Source organism: Burkholderia sp. BCC1998 (assembly GCF_905339875.1).
Lineage (GTDB): Bacteria > Pseudomonadota > Gammaproteobacteria > Burkholderiales > Burkholderiaceae > Burkholderia.
In genome coordinates, this window is record NZ_CAJPHE010000003.1 from 54,802 (window position 1) to 73,944 (window position 19,143).

Annotated in this window: 13 protein-coding genes; 10 read left to right on the top strand and 3 right to left on the bottom strand. The window is 68.0% G+C overall.

Going from position 1 to position 19,143, the window contains the following annotated elements:
• Window positions 1-106 precede the first annotated feature (106 nt).
• Window positions 107-1,519 carry an MFS transporter gene (locus U5A56_RS06415; RefSeq protein ID WP_321921476.1) on the top strand — a complete coding sequence of 471 codons (1,413 nt, stop codon included), beginning with the start codon at window positions 107-109 and terminating at the stop codon, window positions 1,517-1,519.
• A gap of 291 nt (window positions 1,520-1,810) precedes the next feature.
• Here U5A56_RS06415 and U5A56_RS06420 read toward each other — a convergent pair whose 3' ends face one another.
• Complete coding sequence (locus tag U5A56_RS06420; RefSeq protein ID WP_006478357.1) at window positions 1,811-2,086, bottom strand: oxidative damage protection protein; 276 nt, start codon at window positions 2,084-2,086, stop codon at window positions 1,811-1,813.
• Between the two features lie 49 nt (window positions 2,087-2,135).
• Entirely contained in the window at window positions 2,136-3,515 is a 1,380-nt protein-coding gene (gene argA, locus U5A56_RS06425; RefSeq protein WP_059464214.1) for an amino-acid N-acetyltransferase, read from the bottom strand.
• Between the two features lie 23 nt (window positions 3,516-3,538).
• On the opposite strand from argA, the gene hrpA reads away from it, so the two are divergent.
• The 5 genes from hrpA to U5A56_RS06450 all read left to right on the top strand — a co-directional run bounded on the left by hrpA (window position 3,539) and on the right by U5A56_RS06450 (window position 11,631).
• The gene (gene hrpA, locus U5A56_RS06430) at window positions 3,539-7,720 is read left to right on the top strand and encodes an ATP-dependent RNA helicase HrpA (RefSeq protein WP_321921478.1); all 4,182 of its coding nucleotides are present in this window, start codon (window positions 3,539-3,541) and stop codon (window positions 7,718-7,720) included.
• Window positions 7,721-7,899: 179 nt separating this feature from the next.
• On the top strand, window positions 7,900-8,889 hold the full coding sequence (locus U5A56_RS06435) for a beta-propeller fold lactonase family protein (protein WP_044847670.1): 990 nt from the start codon (window positions 7,900-7,902) through the stop codon (window positions 8,887-8,889).
• A gap of 16 nt (window positions 8,890-8,905) precedes the next feature.
• On the top strand, window positions 8,906-9,880 hold the full coding sequence (locus U5A56_RS06440) for a sterol desaturase family protein (RefSeq protein ID WP_321921480.1): 975 nt from the start codon (window positions 8,906-8,908) through the stop codon (window positions 9,878-9,880).
• Window positions 9,881-9,991: 111 nt separating this feature from the next.
• On the top strand, window positions 9,992-10,819 hold the full coding sequence (locus U5A56_RS06445; RefSeq protein WP_044849102.1) for an EI24 domain-containing protein: 828 nt from the start codon (window positions 9,992-9,994) through the stop codon (window positions 10,817-10,819).
• The gene (locus U5A56_RS06450; protein WP_257771812.1) at window positions 10,816-11,631 is read left to right on the top strand and encodes a competence/damage-inducible protein A; all 816 of its coding nucleotides are present in this window, start codon (window positions 10,816-10,818) and stop codon (window positions 11,629-11,631) included. Before U5A56_RS06445 ends, U5A56_RS06450 begins: the two co-directional genes overlap by 4 nt.
• 147 nt (window positions 11,632-11,778) lie before the next feature.
• Here U5A56_RS06450 and U5A56_RS06455 read toward each other — a convergent pair whose 3' ends face one another.
• On the bottom strand, window positions 11,779-12,243 hold the full coding sequence (locus U5A56_RS06455; RefSeq protein WP_044849104.1) for a rhodanese-like domain-containing protein: 465 nt from the start codon (window positions 12,241-12,243) through the stop codon (window positions 11,779-11,781).
• 405 nt (window positions 12,244-12,648) lie between these two features.
• Between U5A56_RS06455 and glnA the strand changes: the two genes are divergently transcribed.
• From glnA to U5A56_RS06475, 4 genes are all read left to right on the top strand, one after another.
• Window positions 12,649-14,064: a type I glutamate--ammonia ligase gene (gene glnA / locus U5A56_RS06460; protein ID WP_044849105.1), complete on the top strand. Its 1,416-nt coding sequence runs from the start codon at window positions 12,649-12,651 to the stop codon at window positions 14,062-14,064.
• Between the two features lie 161 nt (window positions 14,065-14,225).
• Window positions 14,226-15,368 carry a nitrogen regulation protein NR(II) gene (gene glnL / locus U5A56_RS06465; RefSeq protein ID WP_044849106.1) on the top strand — a complete coding sequence of 381 codons (1,143 nt, stop codon included), beginning with the start codon at window positions 14,226-14,228 and terminating at the stop codon, window positions 15,366-15,368.
• Between the two features lie 46 nt (window positions 15,369-15,414).
• Entirely contained in the window at window positions 15,415-16,938 is a 1,524-nt protein-coding gene (ntrC, locus tag U5A56_RS06470; RefSeq protein WP_321921484.1) for a nitrogen regulation protein NR(I), read from the top strand.
• 81 nt (window positions 16,939-17,019) lie between these two features.
• Window positions 17,020-19,137, top strand: a complete 2,118-nt coding sequence (locus tag U5A56_RS06475; protein WP_321921486.1) for a prolyl oligopeptidase family serine peptidase — start codon at window positions 17,020-17,022, stop codon at window positions 19,135-19,137.
• Window positions 19,138-19,143: the final 6 nt, after the last annotated feature.

Here is a 19,143-nt window from a genome sequence, read left to right on the forward strand (position 1 = left end):
GTCGAGCAATCGCTCGTAAAGCAACCCCGCCAGCCGGCGGCGCAAGGCCGGCCATCCGGCAACGCGCGCGACAGTCGCGCCGCCGATCACAAACATGGAGACATCGATGAGCCGTCCGCAATCCCCGTCCGCCGCGCAGCCGCGGCCCGGCCGTGCCGCCCTCGCGGCGTTCGTCGGCACCACGATCGAGTGGTACGACTTCTACATCTACGGCACCGCCGCCGCGCTCGTGTTCGGCAAGGTGTTCTTTTCGAGCACGATGAATCCCGGCGTCGCGACGCTGCTCGCGTTCGTCACGTTCTGGGCCGGCTTCGCCGCGCGGCCGCTCGGCGGCATCGTGTTCGGGCATCTCGGCGATCGCGTCGGCCGCAAGACCGCGCTCGTGATCACGCTGGTGATGATGGGGCTTGCCACGACCGGCATCGGCCTGTTGCCCGGCTATGCGTCAATCGGCGTGTGGGCGCCCGCGGGCCTCGTCGTGCTGCGCGTGCTGCAGGGCATCGCGGTCGGCGGCGAGTGGGGCGGCGCGGTGCTGATCGCGAGCGAGAACGCGCCGAAGCATCGCAGCATCCTGTATGCGGCGTTCGCGCAGCAAGGTTCGCCCACCGGCAACCTGCTCGCCACCGCTGCCTTCTTCGCGCTGAGCGCGCTGCCGACGCCGTCGTTCCTGATGTGGGGCTGGCGCATTCCGTTTTTGCTGTCGGCGGTGCTCGTGATCATCGGGATGGTGATCCGGCTGCGGCTCGAGGAATCGATCGACATGCAACGCGTGCTCGCGCGCAAGCGCACGGTGAAGCTGCCGCTGCGCGACGTCGTGCGCGACCACTGGCCCGTCGTGCTGCTCGCGGCCGGCACGCTGCCGGTGATCAACGTCACGTACTTTCGCAGTACGTTCGCGCTGTCGTGGGCGACCAAGGAGCTCGGTTATGCGCAGGGCACGTTCCTCGGCATCCTGTCGATTTCGCTCGTCGTGCAGTTCCTGATGCAGCCGGTCGGCGCGTGGTTCGTGTCGAAGGTCGACATGCGGCGCGCGATGTGCTGGATCCTGATTCCGGAGATCGTGCTGATGCCGGTGATGTTCCATGCGCTCGCGACGCGTTCTTACTGGATAGCCGTCGCGGGCATGTGCATCTCGACGATTCCGTCGGCGATGTTCTACGGTGCGGTCGGCGGCGTGCTCGCGCGCGTGTTTCCGGCCAACATCCGCTATACGGGCCTGTCGCTCGCGTACCAGCTGAGCGCGCTCGTCGTCGGCGGCGGCACGCCGGTGCTCGCGCAGGCGATCCTGAACGCGACCGGCAGCATCGTCGGCGTCGCGATCGCGTCGGGACTGTACGCGCTCGTGTCGCTCGCGTGCATGCTCGCGCTGCTGAATCGCACCGGCTACCGCGCGGACGAGTTGTCGACGGCCGAGCGCAGCGATGCGGCCGAGTGGGGCGCCGAAAGTGCGAGCGCTGAAAGTCCGGCCGGCGAGACCACGCAGCCAGGCGAGCGCGGCGCGTTGAAACCGGCGGGGTGAGACGGGGAGGCCGACGTGATTCGGCACGCTGGCGATTCGGTAATGCGGTAATGCGGTAATGCGGTAATGCGGTAATGCGGTAATGCGGTGAGGCGGTGAGGCGGTGAGGCGATAATTCGCCGCTCCGGCGACATCGCGCGCCGGACGGATCGCGCGCCGCATGGCCTCGACTCGCGCCAAATCACGCGTCCCAAAAGCAAACGGCACCGTGCGATCCACGGTGCCGTTTGCCTGGCGGTTGCTTCACGTCGCGACGAGGCCGGCACGGCCGGCCATCGCGATGCGCGGTGCTTAGCCTTCCGTCGGCGGCACGTAGCCGGACGCCTGGTCGGCGCCGTCGCCGAAGAAATACTTCTCGGTCTGCTTCATCAGGTACTGGCGCGCGCGCGGGTCGGCCATGTTCAGGCGGTTCTCGTTGATCAGCATCGTCTGCTGCTTGAGCCAGCCTTGCCACGCTTCCTTCGACACGCTTTCGTAGATGCGCTTGCCGAGTTCGCCCGGCAGCGGCGGGAAATCGAGACCCTCGGCTTCCTTGCCGAGCTTCGCGCATTGGATCATTCGAGCCATCGTGTACTTCTCCTGTAATCGGTCTGGGGGAGGGCAGTCGTGCCTGTGCTCAGAGCTGCTTCATCAGCACGAGCGACTTGCGCTGCCAGTTATAGAGTTTGCGGCGGTCTTCCGGCAGGTCGTCGACGCTGACCTTGACGAAGCCGCGCTTGAGGAACCAGTGCTCGGTGCGCGTCGTGAGCACGAAGATGTGCGTGAGGCCGCGCGCGCGGGCGCGCTGCTCGATGCGCTTGAGCAGGCGTTCGCCGTCGCCCGAGCCCTGCGCTTCCGGCGCGACCGTCAGGCACGCCATCTCGCCGATCTTTTCCTGCTGGTACGGATACAGCGCCGCGCAGCCGAACAGCACGCCATCGTGCTCGATCACCGAGAAGTGGTCGATGTCGCGTTCGATCTGGTGGCGGCCGCGCCGCACCAGCGTGCCGTCCGACTCGAGCGGCTCGATCAGCGACAGGATGCCGCCGACGTCGTCCGGCGTCGCTTCGCGCAGGCTCTCGAGGTTCTCGTACGAGATCATCGTGCCGACGCCGTCGTGCAGGAACAGTTCGAGCAGCATGCTGCCGTCGAGCGACTGCGGAATCAGGTGGGCGCGGGTCACGCCGCCGCGGCACGCGCGGATCGAGTGCTTCAGGAAGAACGCGTCGTCGCCCTGGATGTTGCCCGAATCGAGCAGCTCGGCTGCCGCGTCGAGCGACATTTCGCGGACCAGCTCGCCTTCGTCGTCGACGATGCCGGGCGCTTCGGTCAGGAAGATGATCTTGTCGGCGCGCAGCGCGATCGCGGCGGCCGATGCGACGTCTTCCATCGACAGGTTGAACGCCTCGCCGGTCGGCGAGAAGCCGAGCGGCGACAGCAGCACGAGCTTGCGGCTCGCGAGCGAATGACGGATCGATTCGGCGTCGATCTTGCGCACGATGCCCGTGTGCGCGAAGTCGACCCCGTCGAGAATCCCCACCGGCCGGGCGGTCACGAAGTTGCCGGACACGACGCTGATGTGCGCGTGCGCCATCGGCGAGTTCGGCAGACCCTGGCTGATCGCGGCCTCGATGTCGAGACGCACTTCGCCGGCCGCTTCCTTCGCGGATTCGAGCGCGCGCGCATCGGTGATGCGCAGCCCGTGCGAAAACTCGGATTCGACACCATGCAGGCTCAGCTGCTCCTCGACCTGCGGCCGCGAGCCGTGCACCAGCACGATCTGGATGCCCATCGCCTGCAGGAGCGCGATGTCGGACACGAGCGCGTTCAGCAGGCCCTGCTGCACCACCTCGCCGCCGAACCCCACGACGAACGTGCTGTTGCGGAACTTGTGGATATAGGGCGCGACGGAACGCATCCAGTCGACGAACTGCGCGTGGCTGGCGGCCGAATCGTCGGCGGCCGGCGGCGTCGCGGCGCCGGTCTGGGCGGGAGGGAGGTCGGTTTGGGAATTCATGGGCGGGATTATAATGCGCCCCCATGTCGAATGTACCTAAAAGTCCCGCGCCGACGCGGGCCAAAGCGCCGTCGGCGAAGCACCCGGATGGTGCGGCCGACGCGCGTCAGCAGCAGGAAAAGCCGGCGGGCAAGCCGGCCCACGCGCCGCGCGGCGACGAACGGCGTGGCGATACGCGCCAGCCGTCCGCGAAGGGCGCACCGCAGGCCGCCGGCGAGCGCGCTCCGCGCCGCGAGCGTGCGCCGCGCGCCACCGTCGCGCCGAATCCCGTTCCGCCGATCACTTACCCCGAAAGCCTGCCGGTGTCGGGCAAGCGCGACGAAATCGCGCGCGCGATCGCCGGTCATCAGGTTGTCATCGTCTGCGGCGAGACGGGTTCGGGCAAGACCACGCAGCTGCCGAAGATCTGCCTCGATCTCGGCCGCGGCCTCGGCGCCGGCGGCACGGGCCTGATCGGCCATACGCAGCCGCGGCGCCTGGCCGCATCGTCGACCGGCCGCCGGATCGCCGAGGAACTCGGCACGCCGTTCGGCGAGGTGGTCGGCTACAAGGTGCGCTTCACCGACAATCTCGCGCCGGGCGCGTCCGTGAAGCTGATGACGGACGGCATCCTGCTCGCCGAGACGCAGACCGATCCGCTGCTGAAGGCGTACGACACGCTGATCATCGACGAGGCGCACGAGCGCAGCCTGAACATCGACTTCCTGCTCGGCTACCTGAAGGAGATCCTGCCGCGGCGGCCCGACCTGAAGCTGATCGTCACATCCGCGACGATCGACGCCGATCGCTTCGCGCGCCATTTCGGCACCGACGAGCGCCCGGCACCCGTGATCGAGGTGAGCGGGCGGCTGTATCCGGTCGAGATGCGCTACCGGCCGGTGGCCGAGGACCGCCCGGCGGTCAAGAACGCCGAAGGCACCGGCGGGCGCGACCGCGTAAAGACCGCGCGCGAGGCCGAGCGCGACCTGATGGACGCGATCGTCGACGCGGTCGACGAACTGTGCCGCGAAGGCCCCGGCGACGTGCTGGTGTTCCTGCCCGGCGAGCGCGAGATCCGCGAGGCGGCCGAGGCGCTGCGCAAGCACCATCCGCCGCACACCGAGATCCTGCCGCTGTTCGCGCGGCTGTCGGCGGCCGACCAGGACAAGGTGTTCAAGGCGTCGAACGCGCGCCGCATCGTGCTCGCGACCAACGTGGCCGAAACCTCGCTGACGGTGCCGGGCATCCGCTACGTCGTCGACACCGGCCTCGCGCGCGTGAAGCGCTATTCGTACCGGAACAAGGTCGAGCAACTGCAGGTCGAGTCGATCTCGCAGGCCGCCGCGAACCAGCGCGCGGGCCGCTGCGGCCGCGTGGCCGACGGCGTCTGCATCCGCTTGTACGAGGAAAGCGACTACCAGGCGCGCGCGCGCTTCACCGATCCCGAAATCCTGCGCTCGTCGCTCGCGTCGGTGATCCTGCGGATGAAATCGCTGCACCTGACCGCGATCGAATCGTTCCCGTTCCTCGAGCCGCCGCCCGGCCGCGCGATCGCGGACGGCTACCAGCTGCTCAACGAACTCGGCGCGGTCGACGACGACAACGCGCTGACGCCGCTCGGCCGCGAACTCGCGCGGCTGCCGCTCGATCCGCGCGTCGGCCGGATGATTCTCGCCGCGCGCGACCAGCAGTCGCTGCGCGAGGTGCTGATCATCGCGAGCGCGCTGTCCGTGCAGGACCCGCGCGACCGGCCGATCGAAGCGCAGGAGCAGGCCGACCAGGCGCACCGCCGGTTCGCCGACGAGCGTTCCGAATTCCTGCAGTGGCTGAAGATCTGGGCGTGGTTCGAAGAGGCCGTCGCGCACAAGAAGTCGAACCGCCAGCTGATCGACGCATGCCGGCAGAATTTCCTGTCGCACCTGCGGCTGCGCGAATGGCGCGACGTCCATTCGCAGCTGCTGACGGTCGTGCGTGAACACGGCTGGCGCCTCAACGAGGTCGAGGCGACCTACGAGCAGGTGCATCTGGCCCTGTTGACGGGCCTGCTCGGCAACCTCGGCATGAAGGCCGACGACGATCCGCACTACCTCGGCGCACGCGGGATCAAGTTCTACCTGTGGCCGGGCTCCGCGCTCGCGAAGAAGGCCGGCCGCTGGGTGATGGCGGCCGAACTCGTCGAGACGAGCCGGCTGTACGCGCGCTGCCTCGCGAAGATCGAGCCGGAGTGGGTCGAGAAGATCGGCGCCCACCTGCTGAAGAAATCGCTGTCGGAGCCGCATTGGGAAAAGCGTCCCGCGCAGGTCAGCGCGTTCGAGCGCGCGACGCTGTACGGGCTGCCGATCTACCACCGCCGGCGGGTCGCGTTCGGCAAGCAGGACCCGGCGCGGGCGCGCGAGCTGTTCATCCGCGGCGCGCTGGTCGAAGGCGAATTCGACACGAAGCTGCCGTTCTTCGCGCACAACCGCAAGCTGCTCGCCGACATCGAGCAACTCGAGCACAAGTCGCGCCGGCAGGACGTGCTGGTCGACGACGAGCTGATCTACGCGTACTACGACCAGGCGATTCCGGAAGGAATTCACACGGGCGTCGCGTTCGAGCGCTGGTATCGGGATGAAGTGAAGAAGGGCGGCCAGGCGGAGGACAAGCAGCGCCTGCTGTACCTGTCGCGCGACGACCTGATGCGCCACGAGGCGGCCGGCGTTACAACCGAGCTGTTTCCGAAGCGCGCGACGATGGCCGGCGTCGAGATGGCGCTGACCTACCACTTCGAACCCGGCACGCCGCGCGACGGCGTGACGCTCGCGGTGCCGCTGTACGCGCTGAACCAGGTCGACGCGCGCCGCTGCGAATGGCTCGTGCCGGGGATGCTGAAGGAAAAGGTGCAGCTGCTGCTGAAGTCGCTGCCGCAGAAGCTGCGCCGGCATTGCGTGCCGCTGCCCGAGTACGCGGCCGGCTTCGTCGAGCGCACGGGCCGCGAGCGCTTCGGCGCGGGCGGCCTCGTCGAGGCGCTGATCGCCGACGTGCGCGGCGAGACGCAGGTCGCGATGAAGACGGCCGACTTCAAGCTTGAGACGCTGCCCGCTCACCTGTTCATGAACTTCAAGGTGATCGACGAGCACGGCCGCCAGCTCGCGATGGGGCGTAATCTCGCGCAACTGCGCCAGGAACTCGGCGCGCAGGCGCAGCAGCAGTTCCAGAAGATCGCGGCGGCGTCGACGATCGCGCCCGGCGGCGAAGCCGGCGCGGACGACGCGGGCGCCACGCCGGCGCCGCCTGCCACGGCGGGTTCCGCGGCTTCGGCGGCGAAGGGCGGCAAGCCGGGCAAGGGCGTCGCACCGCACACGGCCGCCCCGGCGGAAGCCGGCGCGACCGCGCTGTACGAGAACCTGACGACGTGGAACTTCGGCAAGCTCCCCGAGCTGCTGGAGATCCGCCGGCGCGGCCAGACGCTGTACGGCTATCCGGCGCTCGTCGATCGCGGCACGCATTGCGACGTCGAGGTGTTCGACTCGCCGGAGGAGGCCGCGCGGATCCACCGGGCCGGCTTGCGGCGGCTGTTCGCGCTGCAGTTGAAGGAGCCGATCAAGTTCCTCGAGAAGAACCTGCCGGGGCTGCGCGAGATGGCGATGCAGTACATGTCGCTCGGCACGCAGGACGAGCTGCGCGACCAGCTGATCGACACGGCGCTCGACCGCGCGTGCCTGCAGGATCCGCTGCCCGACGACGACGCGAGCTTCCACGCGCGTCGCGACGAAGGCCGCAGCCGCCTGAACCTGCTCGCGCAGGAGATCGCGAGGCTCGTCGGGCAGATCCTTGCCGAGTACGCGGGGCTCGCGAAGAAGCTCGCGCAGGCGAAGCCGTTCGCGCAGGCCCATGCGGATCTGCAGCAGCAGCTCGCCGCGCTGGTCGGCAAGCGCTTCGTGATCGACACGCCTTACGTGCAGCTTGCACACTTCCCGCGCTACCTGAAAGGCATCGCGCTGCGGATCGACAAGCTGAAGGCCGACCCGGCGCGCGACGCGAAGCAGTCCGGCGAGCTGCTGCCGCTCGTCCAGCAGTACCAGCGCGCGGTGTCGCAGCGCGGCGGCGTCGCCGATCCGTGGCTCGCGGAATTCCGCTGGCTGCTGGAGGAACTGCGCATTTCGCTGTTCGCGCAGGAACTGCGCACGCCGATGCCTGTCTCTGTCAAGCGTCTGCACAAGGTCTGGGAGTCGATGCAGCGCTAGCGCAACGGCGGTTTTCCGGGCCTGCACCGACGGCCGGCCCGGCCAACCGCGCGGCGCCTGCCGCGGCGGGCCGCACGGCGGCCGCGGCGTGCGTCGAAGTGGCGCAGGGCCGACTTCCGTCAACCGGCAGGGCCGGTCGAGCGTTTTACAATCACTGCTGTTCCACGACGTGAGTCTTCATGCGCACTTTCCTTTCCTTCGGCCGCACGCTTGCGCTGGCCGCCGCCGTGCTGGCGCCTGCCGCGCACGCGAATAACGTGATCATCCTCAATTCGGCCGAAGCGACGCTTTCCCTGATCGACCAGCAGACCCGCCAGGTCGTCGGCACGATGCCGACCGGCAAGGAGCCGCACCACCTGATGGCGACACCGGACAATTCGTCGCTGATCGTCGCGAATTCGGTCTCGAACAGCCTGATGTTCGTCGATCCGAAGACGGGCAAGCTGCAGCGCACGGTCGAAGGCATCGAGGATCCGTACCAGCTCGGCTTCTCGCCCGACAACAAGTGGTTCGTGTCGACCGGGCTGCGCCTCGACCGGCTCGACATCTACAGCTACGACGGCCGCGACCTGCATCTCGTGAAGCGCTTGCCGCTCGCGGTGATGCCGAGCCACATCGCGTTCACGAAGGACAGCAAGACCGTGCTCGTGTCGCTGCAGGTGTCCGGCGAGATCGCGGCGGTCGACCTCGCGACGCAGACGGTCAAGTGGAAGATGCCGGTCGGCAACGTGCCGGCGGGACTGTGGATGACGCCGGACGACAAGTACCTGCTGGTCGGCATGACGGGCGCCGATTACGTCGCGGTCGTCGACTGGCGCAATCAGAAAGTCGTGAAGACCATCCAGACCGGCAAGGGCGCGCACAACTTCCGCTCGCTCGCGGACGGCACGCACGTCGCGATCACGAACCGGGTCGCGAACACGATCAGCATCATCGACGAGAACACGCTCACCAAGGTCGGCGACATCACCGGCCTGCTGCCGGGCCCGGACGACATGGAGCTGTCCGCCGACAAGAAGACGCTGTGGGTGACGTTCCGCTTCGCGAAGAAGGTCGGGATCATCGACCTGGCCTCGCGCAAGCTGGTGCAGACGATCTCCGTCGGCCGTTCGCCGCACGGCATCTACTTCTACGACCGTGCGCCGTGGAAGGCTGCGAACGGCGCGTGACGGGCGGAGGCGGACGATGCTGCACCTGATCGATGCGTTCGTGTCGGACATCCAGACCTGGCTGTACGTCGACGTCGTGCAGCCGCTCCTCTTCAAGTTCAACCTGATGGACTATGACGAGGACACCTACGACGCGCTGTACTGGGTGATCATCGGCGCGCTCCAGATGGTGCTGATGTTCGCGCTGCTGCGCCCGCTCGAGGCGCTCGCGCCCGTCGAGCGCTGGAAGAACCGCCGCGCGGTGCGGGTCGACGTGATCTATACCGCGATCTCGAAGCTCGGCATCTACACGCTGTTCTTCTTCTTCGCGCTGCAGCCGGTGTTCGACCGCTTCCAGGCGTGGCTGCGCCTGCACGGCGTTGCGAACGTCAACCTCGATTATCTGTGGCCGGGCGTGACCTCGCGGCCGATCGTCGCGTTCGCGATCTACCTCGTCGTGCTCGACTTCGCCGGCTACTGGTATCACCGCTGGCAGCACAAGTTCGGCATCTGGTGGGAGCTGCACGCGGTGCATCACAGCCAGCGGCAGATGTCGTTGTGGTGCGACGACCGCAACCACCTGCTCGACAACGTGCTGCAATCGTGCTTCTTCGCGGCGATCGCGCTCGTGATCGGCGTGACGCCGTCGCAGTTCGTCGTGCTGACCGCGGTCACGAACTTCGTGCAGAGCATCCAGCATACGAATGCGCGGCTGTCGTTCGGCTGGCTCGGCGAGCGCCTGATCGTGAGCCCGACCTTCCACCGGCGCCACCACGCGGTCGGCTATGGCCACGAAGGCACCAAGTACGGCTGCAACTTCGGCGTGCTGTTCCCGTGGTGGGACATGATGTTCGGCACCGCGTCGTGGAACCGCACGGTCGAGCCGACCGGCATCCGCGAGCAGGTCGAAGGCGTGTCCTACGGCGAAGGCTTCTGGGCGCAGCACGGCCTCGCGTTCGTGCGGATCTTCCGGCGCCTCGTTCCCGCGAAGCGCGGCGCGGCGTCGGCCTGAGCGCGTCACTTTCCCGTTGAACGGCTTTCCCGCACGGCCCGCATGCGCTTTGGCGCCTGCGGGCCGTGTGGTTTATCCTTTTCCCGTTTTTCATCGTCGATACAGGTTCGCATGAACGACTTGCTGCGCTCCTTCGTCCGGGCGTTCGCCAGCGCGCTGCACCCGCGCATGCTGTGGCTCACCCTGATGCCGTTCGTCGTCTCCGCGCTGCTGTGGGGCGTCGTGCTGTGGTTCTCGTGGCAGACGCTGATCGACGCCGCGCGCGGCGCGCTCGACGGCTTCGTGCTGACCGCCGCGCTGTACCGCGCGTTCGACGCGCTCGGGATGTCGCAGCTGCATGCGGTCGTCGCGCCGTTCGTCGTCGTGTCGCTTGCGATTCCGCTGATCGTGCTGACCGTGCTGCTGCTGATCGCGACGATCTCGATGCCGGTCGTGATCAGGCACCTGTCGAACCGGCAGTTCGCCGCGCTGGAGGCGAAGCGGGGCGGCACGTTCTTCGGCAGCGTGTTCAATTCGCTCGGCGCGGCGATCGTGGGCGTCGTGCTGCTCGTCGTCACGATTCCGCTGTGGCTGATCCCGCCGTTCTTCGCGCTGTTGCCGCCGGTGATCTGGGGCTGGCTCACGTACCGCGTGATGACCTACGACGCGCTCGCGCAGCACGCGAGCCGCGACGAACGCCGCGCGCTCGTGCGCCAGCATCGCTGGCCGCTGATCGGCATCGGCGTCGCGACCGGGCTGCTCGGCACCGTGCCGACCTTCGTGTGGGTGTCGTCGGTCTGGATGATGGTGCTGTTTCCGTTCGTGGCGGCGGCCATGATCTGGGTTTACGCTTTCATCCTCGTCTTCTCGGCGCTGTGGTTCGGGCACTATTGCCTGCGCGCGCTGGACGACCTGCGCGCGAGTTCGCGCGCCACCGCAATCGACATGGGGCAGGCATGAGCATCGGCATCATCATCATCGGCGACGAAATCCTTTCAGGCCGCCGGCAGGACAAGCATCTGGCGAAGGTCATCGAACTGCTCGGCGCGCGCGGCCTCGCGCTCGACTGGGCCGAATACGTCGGCGACGATCCGGCGCGGATTACCGCGACGCTCGCGCGCGCGATCGCGTCGGGCGACATCGTGTTCTCCACGGGCGGGATCGGCGCGACGCCGGACGACCACACGCGCCAGTGCGCGGCCGCCGCGCTCGGCGTGCCGCTCGCGCTGCATCCGGAAGCGAAGGCGCTGATCTCGGAGCGCATTCGCGAGACGCACACCGATGCGGCCACGCCGGTCGACTTCGAATCGCCGGAAAACCAGCATCGCTTCAACATGGGCGTGTTCCCGGCGGGCGCGACGATCATCCCGAACGGCTATAACCGGATTCCCGGTTTCTCGGTCGGCGATCTCCATTTCGTGCCGGGCTTCCCGGTGATGGCGTGGCCGATGATCGAATGGGTGCTCGACACGAAATACGAGCATCTGCATCACGCGACGCCGCACGCCGAGCGCTCGCTGTACGTGTTCGAACTACCGGAGTCGACGCTCACGCCGCTGATGGAGAAGATCGAGCGCGATTTCCCGAGTGTTCGCGTGTTCAGCCTGCCGAGCGTCGGCGATGCCGAGCGCGGCGGGATCTATGCGCGCCGGCATATCGACCTCGGCGTGAAGGGCGAGCCGGAGGCGGTCGCGGCCGCGTTCGTGAAGCTGCGCGAAGGCGTGCACCTGCTCGGCGGCGACGTGGTCGAGCCGGAGGCGCCGCGCGCCTGAAGGCCTGAAGGCCGCGCGCGTCGATCGCGCATGCGGGCCGTTGAACGGCCCCGCAAAAACCACGGGCCGCGCAACGCGGCCCGTCATCGGGATGTCATCGCCCGGCTCGACGATGTGGCAGTCGGGCGTGCCTGGGCGGATGCGCCGTCAGGCGCCGATCCACGGCAGTTTCCGGAAGCACCAGCCGTCGACCGTCTTGCGGTGGCCTTCGGCATCCTTGCCGCCCTCGAAGCCTTCGAGCAGGTCGAAGGCCTTCGTGAAGCCGGCCTGCGTCGACGCGACCGCGGCGAGCTTCGAGCGCGCGGCGCTGCGGCACAGGAACAGGATCGGCGTATCGGCCGGGAGGGCCGCTTTCAGTTGATCGATGAATTCGGCGTTCGGCACGCCGCCCGGATAGCGCGTCCATTCGAGGTGCAGGTACTGGCCGTCGCCGACGAGCGGGCGGCCGATCCAGTCGAGCTCGGCGCGGGTGCGCACGTCGACGAGGCGTGCCGACGGGTCGAGCTGCAGCAGTTCGAATGCCTCGGCCGGCAGCAGGGCGCCGGCATAGTTGAGCGCGCCTTGGGCGCGGCGTTCTTCGGCCTTCGCGTAAAGCTGGTCGAGCGTACTCATGGCAGGAGGTCTCCGTATCGGTCAAACGAACATTCTAGCGCGGCGCCGCCGCGCGGATGTCCGCGTGCCCGGTGGCGCATGCACCGCCCACGCGCTCACCAAAAGAGTGCAGAATGGCACGAATGCACCAAAAAGATTCGTCGACGCCGTCGCCTCCCCGGGATTGCACCGTTGCGGTGCGGAGGCGCCGCCGCCGGTGCGGCGCCCGGCCCCGGAATCGCGCAGCCGGGCCCCGCTACGGCGCGGGTCGGCGTGATTCGCGTCGGTTTTGCGATGGTTGGCACGGAAGCTGCTATATAGAATTCGGTCGACCCGGGGCACGCTGCGCCAAAGCCAGACTCCGGGCAGCTCGATAAACGAGGCGGTTCCCAGTCCGCCGGAATTGTTCAATCAGGAGAAGAGGTTATGAGTAAAACCGTCGCCGACGTCATGCAGCTCGTGAAGGACGAGGACGTCAAGTTTGTCGATTTCCGCTTCACGGATACGCGCGGCAAGGAACAGCACGTGTCGGTGCCGGTTTCGGCGTTTGACGAAGACAAGTTCGAAAGCGGCCATGCATTCGACGGCTCGTCGATCGCCGGCTGGAAGGGCATCGAGGCGTCGGACATGCTGCTCATGCCGGATCCGAGCGCCGCATTCGTCGACCCGTTCTATGAAGAGTCGACCCTCGTGCTGACCTGCGACGTGGTCGAGCCGGCCGACGGCAAGGGCTACGAGCGCGACCCGCGTTCGCTCGCGAAGCGCGGCGAAGCGTACCTGAAGAGCACGGGCATCGGCGACACCGCCTACTTCGGTCCGGAACCGGAATTCTTCATTTTCGACTCGGTCCAGTGGAACACGGACATGTCGGGCTGCTTCGTGAAGATCAACTCGGAAGAAGCACCGTGGTCTTCGGCCAAGGAATTCGAAGGCGGCAACACGGGCCACCGTCCGGGCACGAAGGGCGGCTACTTCCCGGTCGCGCCGGTCGACACGTTCCAGGACATGCGTTCGGAAATGTGCCTGCTGCTCGAACAGCTCGGCATCCCGGTCGAAGTGCACCACCACGAAGTGGCGGGCCAGGGCCAGAACGAAATCGGCACGAAGTTCTCGACGCTCGTGCAGCGCGCCGACTGGACGCAATGGTCGAAGTACATCATCCACAACGTCGCGCACTCGTACGGCAAGACGGCGACGTTCATGCCGAAGCCGGTCGTCGGCGACAACGGTTCGGGCATGCACGTTCACCAGTCGATCTGGAAGGACGGCCAGAACCTGTTCGCGGGTAACGGCTACGCGGGCCTGTCGGAACTGGCGCTGTTCTACATCGGCGGCATCATCAAGCACGCCCGTGCGCTGAACGCGATCACGAACCCGACGACGAACTCGTACAAGCGTCTGGTCCCGCACTTCGAAGCACCGGTCAAGCTCGCGTACTCGGCGCGCAACCGTTCGGCATCGATCCGCATTCCGCACGTGTCGAACCCGAAGGGTCGCCGTATCGAAACGCGCTTCCCGGATCCGATGGCGAACCCGTACCTGTGCTTCACGGCGCTGATGATGGCCGGCCTCGACGGGATCCAGAACAAGATCCATCCGGGCGAAGCCGCCGACAAGAACCTGTACGACCTGCCGCCGGAAGAGGACGCAAAGATCCCGACCGTCTGCGCAGGCCTCGACCAGGCACTGGAAGCGCTCGACAAGGATCGCGAGTTCCTGACGCGCGGTGGCGTGTTCACCGACGGCATGATCGATGCGTACCTCGCGCTGAAGGAGCAGGAGCTGGCGAAGTTCCGCATGACGACGCATCCGATCGAGTTCGAGATGTACTACTCGCTGTAATCGGCGATGGCGCTTCGATTCAGCGCCGTCATGCCGGTTCGTTCCCGTCGCGTGGCCTGCGGCGGGAACCGCGGAGTCTGAAGGGGGACGGCGTCCAGCCGTCCCTTTTTTGTTCCGAAAATTTCCAATTTCCGACCCGGTAACGCGCGACGACACGCACGATGGCTCTGAAGAATCTCATCAAGGCGAAGACGGGGCAGCCCGAGCGACTGACGGAAGACGAGCGGCTCGCGCGCTCGGGCCTGCTGGCGGGGCTGGAAGCGCTGCCGACGGCCGTGATCGTGCTCGACCGCAAGACGCTGCGGGTCGCGTTCGCGAACCCGTCCGCGGAGGCGATGCTCGACATCTCGCGCCGGCAGCTCGCGCAGCGGCCGTGGGGCGAGATTTTCCCGAATGCGAACGAACTCGCGTCGACGATCACCGCGATCGGCCAGGAGCGCTTTCACGCGACGCATCTCGATACCGTGCTCGACCGGCCCGGCCGCGAGCCGCTGCACGTGCATGCGATCGTCGGCTTCCTCGAGACCGTGCCCGATTTCGTGCTGGTCGAACTGTTCGAGAACGAACGGCAGTCGCGCACCGATCGCGAGGAGCGCATCCACGACCTGACCGCGGTCAACAAGCAACTGATCCGCAACCTCGCGCACGAGATCAAGAACCCGCTCGGCGGCATTCGCGGCGCAGCCCAGCTGCTCGAATTCGAACTGAGCGGGCGCGAGCGCGGCGAGTTGCGCGAATACACGCAGGTGATCATCAAGGAGTCCGACCGCCTGCAGACGCTCGTCGACCGGTTGCTGGAGCCGCATCGGCATCCGCACATCGTCGGCGACGTGAACATTCATGAAGTATGCGAACGCGTGCGCGCGGTGATGCTCGCGGAATTTCCGCGCGGGCTCACCATCGAGCGCGACTACGACGTGAGCGTGCCGGACCTGCGCGGCGACAAGGAGCAGCTGATCCAGGCGCTGCTGAACATCGTGCGCAACGCGGCGCAGGCGCTGCGCGAGCGGATCGCGCAGGGCGACGCGAAGATCGAGCTGCGCACGCGTATCGCACGCAAGGTGACGATCGCGAAGCGCCTGTACAGGCTGGCACTGGACTTGCACGTGGTCGACAACGGGCCCGGCATTCCGGAGGAGATCCGCGACCGGATCTTCTACCCGCTCGTGTCCGGGCGCGACGACGGCAGCGGTCTCGGCCTCACGCTCGCGCAGACGTTCGTGCAGCAGCACGACGGGATGATCGAGGTCGAGAGCCGGCCCGGTCGTACCGAATTTCAGATCCTGTTGCCGCTCGATCATTGAGCGGCGGCATGGCGATTCACCGGATTCACCCATACCTGACCGACCTATGAAGCCGATCTGGATAGTAGACGACGATCAATCGATCCGCTGGGTGCTCGAAAAGGCACTCGCCCGGGACAGCTTCGCGACGAAGAGCTTCGCGAACGTGCGCGACGCGCTGGCCGCGCTCGACCACGAGACGCCGCAGGTGCTCGTGTCCGACATCCGGATGCCGGGCGGCTCCGGCCTCGAGCTGTTGCAGGCGATGCACGAGCGCCTGCCGGGCCTGCCCGTCATCATCATGACGGCGTTCTCCGATCTCGACAGCGCCGTCGCGGCGTTTCAGGGCGGCGCGTTCGAATATCTCGCGAAGCCGTTCGACGTCGACAAGGCGGTCGAGCTGATTCGCCGCGCGGTCGAGGAGAGCTTGCGCGGCGGCGCGCCGCAGGACGAGCGTGTGGCCGAAGCGCCCGAGATGCTCGGCCAGGCGCCCGCGATGCAGGACATGTTCCGCGCGATCGGCCGCCTGTCGCACTCGGCCGCGACCGTGCTGATCACCGGCGAGTCGGGCACCGGCAAGGAGCTCGTCGCGCGGGCGCTGCACCGTCACAGCCCGCGGGCCAACGGGCCGTTCATCGCGCTGAATACCGCGGCGATTCCGAAGGACCTGCTCGAATCCGAACTGTTCGGCCATGAGCGCGGCGCGTTCACCGGCGCGCAGACGACGCGCCAGGGCCGCTTCGAGCAGGCCGAGAACGGCACGCTGTTCCTCGACGAAATCGGCGACATGCCGTTCGACCTGCAGACGCGCCTGTTGCGCGTGCTGTCGGACGGCCAGTTCTATCGGGTCGGCGGCCATAACCCGCTGCGCGCGAACGTGCGCGTGATCGCCGCGACGCACCAGAATCTCGAGTCGCGCGTGCGGCAGGGGCTGTTCCGCGAGGACCTTTACCACCGGCTCAACGTGATCCGGCTGCGGCTGCCGCCGCTGCGCGAACGCAGCGAGGACATCGCGCTGCTCACGCGCCACTTCCTGCAGAAGAGCGCGCGCGATCTCGGCGTCGAGCCGAAGCGCGTGTCCGACGAAGCGCTCGCGTATCTGACGTCGCTCACGTTCCCCGGCAACGTGCGTCAGCTCGAGAACCTCGCGAACTGGCTGACCGTGATGGCGCCCGCGCAGACGGTCGAGATCAAGGATCTGCCGCCCGACCTCGTGCCGGCGGGCGCGCCGGTGACGGCGACGGCCGACGGCGCGGATGCGCACGCCGGCACCGGCGTCGGCGGTGGCGACATCGCGCGCGTGCAGCCGGCGGCGGGTGCGCCGTTGACGGCAGCCTCCGTCGCGGCCGCGCCGAACGGCGCGCCGGCCGGCTATCCGATGTGGGAAAGCGGGCTGCGCACGGAAGTCGCGCGGCTGTTGCGCGAGAATTCGGCCGACGTGATGGACGAGCTCGCGCGCCGCTTCGAGGCGGCCGTGATCCGCGAGGCGCTCGATTTCACGCGCGGCCGCAAGGTCGAGGCGGCAGAGCGGCTCGGCATCGGCCGCAACACGATCACGCGCAAGATCCAGGAACTGCATCTGGAGCCGTAAAGCCTCTGTCGCGGCATGCGCGTGCGTCGCGCATGCCGCGATCGGACATAATCGCGGTTTGCCGTCACGTGCGCTCCCGTCATGTCCGATTCCTTCCGCTGGCCCGCCGGGGCCGATCCCTTCCGTTTTCTCGAAGCGCTCGACAGCAAGCGTGCCCGTGCGTGGGTCGACGAGCAGAACGCGCGCACGCGGGTCGCGCTGCGCGACGACGACGCGTATCGCGCGCTGACCGCGCGGCTCGCGCAGGCGTATCTGCCGCGCGAACGCCCGGTGATTCCGACCCGCTGGCGCGACTGGGCGTACGACCTGTGGCAGGACGATCTCCATCCGAAGGGACTGTGGCGCCGCGCGCGCTGGGACGACTGGCGCGCGGGCCGGCCCGAGTGGGAAACGCTGCTCGACGTCGACGCGCTCGGCGCGCAAGAGGGCGAGTCGTGGGTGTTCGAGCAGGACGCGATCCTGTACCCGGACGGCGACCGCGCGCTGCTGTCGTTGTCGCCGGGCGGCGCCGACGCGGTCGTCGTGCGCGAATTCGACCTCGTGCAGCGCCGTTTCGTCGACGGCGGCTTCACGATCGACGTGCCCGGGAATCACACGATAGGCTGGATCGACCGCGACACCGTCTACGTGAGCTGGGATCGCGGCGAGGCGCATGCGACCGCCGCCGGCTATCCGTACGAAGCGCGTCGCTGGGTGCGCGGCACGCCGCTCGCCGATGCGCCGGTGGTGTTCCGCGGCGAACCCGACGACATCAGCGCGGGCGCGGGGTTCGATCCGATCGATGGCCGCCACGTCGCGTGGCGCAGCGTCGATTTCTTCGACGCGCACGCATACCGGCTGACCGACGCGGGCGAGTGGGCGCGCTACGACGTGCCGACGCACGTCGAGGTCGGTTTCTGGGAAGGCTGGCTGATGCTGGAGCCGCGGCTCGACTGGGACTGCGGCGGCGTGCGTCACGCGGGCGGCTCGCTGCTCGCGATCCGCGAGCAGGCGTTCCTCGCCGGATCGCGCGAGCTCACGACGCTGTTCGAGCCGCGACCGACGACGTCCGCGTGCACGTGGACGCACACGCGCACGATGCTGATCGCGAGCTGGCTCGACGACGTGCACAACCGCACGATGCTGTGGCAGCCGCGCCAGGGTGAGGACGGCGCATGGACGTGGCACGCGCGGCCGTTCGAATGGCCGGGCGACGCGCAGATCGACGTCGAGCCGGTCGAGTCGACGCTGAACGACGACGTGTACGTGGACGTCGACACCTATCTCGATCCGCCCGAATGCTGGCTCGCCGATCTGGCCGACCGCGCGGCCGATGCGCCGTCGCGTCGCGTGCTGCTCGACCGGCCGCCGGTGCGGTTCGATGCGGCCGGGCTCGTCGTGCGTCGCGCGAATGCCCGCTCGAGCGACGGCACGGTCGTGCCGTACACGCTGATCGGGCCGCGTGATGCGCTCGATGGCCTGGCGCATCCCGACGGCAGTGCCCGCGTCGCGCGGCCGTGCCTGCTGTCAGGCTATGGCGGCTTCGCGATTCCGAATCTGCCGGGCTACAGCGATGCACTCGGCATCGCATGGCTCGAACGCGGCGGCGTCGCGGCGTTCGCGCACATCCGCGGCGGCGGCGAATTCGGACCGGGCTGGCACGTCGACGCGCAACGCGAGCATCGGCAGCGCTCGTTCGACGATTTCATCGCGGTGGCCGAGGACCTGATCCGCACCGGCGTGACGACGGCCGCGCAACTCGGCATCGAGGGCGGCAGCAACGGCGGGCTGCTGGTCGGCGCATGCATGGTGCAGCGCCCGGAACTGTTCGGCGCGGTGCTGTGCCGCGTGCCGCTGCTCGACATGCGGCGCTATCCGAAGCTGCACGCGGGCGCCGCGTGGCTCGACGAGTACGGCGATCCGGACGATGCGCGCGAGGGCGCGGCGCTCGCCGCCTACTCGCCGTATCACCGCGTGCGCGAAGGCGTTGCGTATCCGCCGCTGCTGCTGACGACGTCGACCCGCGACGACCGCGTGCATCCCGCGCATGCGCGCAAGATGGCCGCGCGCATGCATGCGCTCGGACACGAACGGGTGTGGTACTGGGAGAACACCGACGGCGGCCACGGCAGCGCCGACGATCTTGAGCGGGCCGAATCCGACGCGGCGGAATTCGGTTTCCTGTGGGCGCATCTCGGGCCCGCGCCCGCGCGCGGTTGAGCGCAG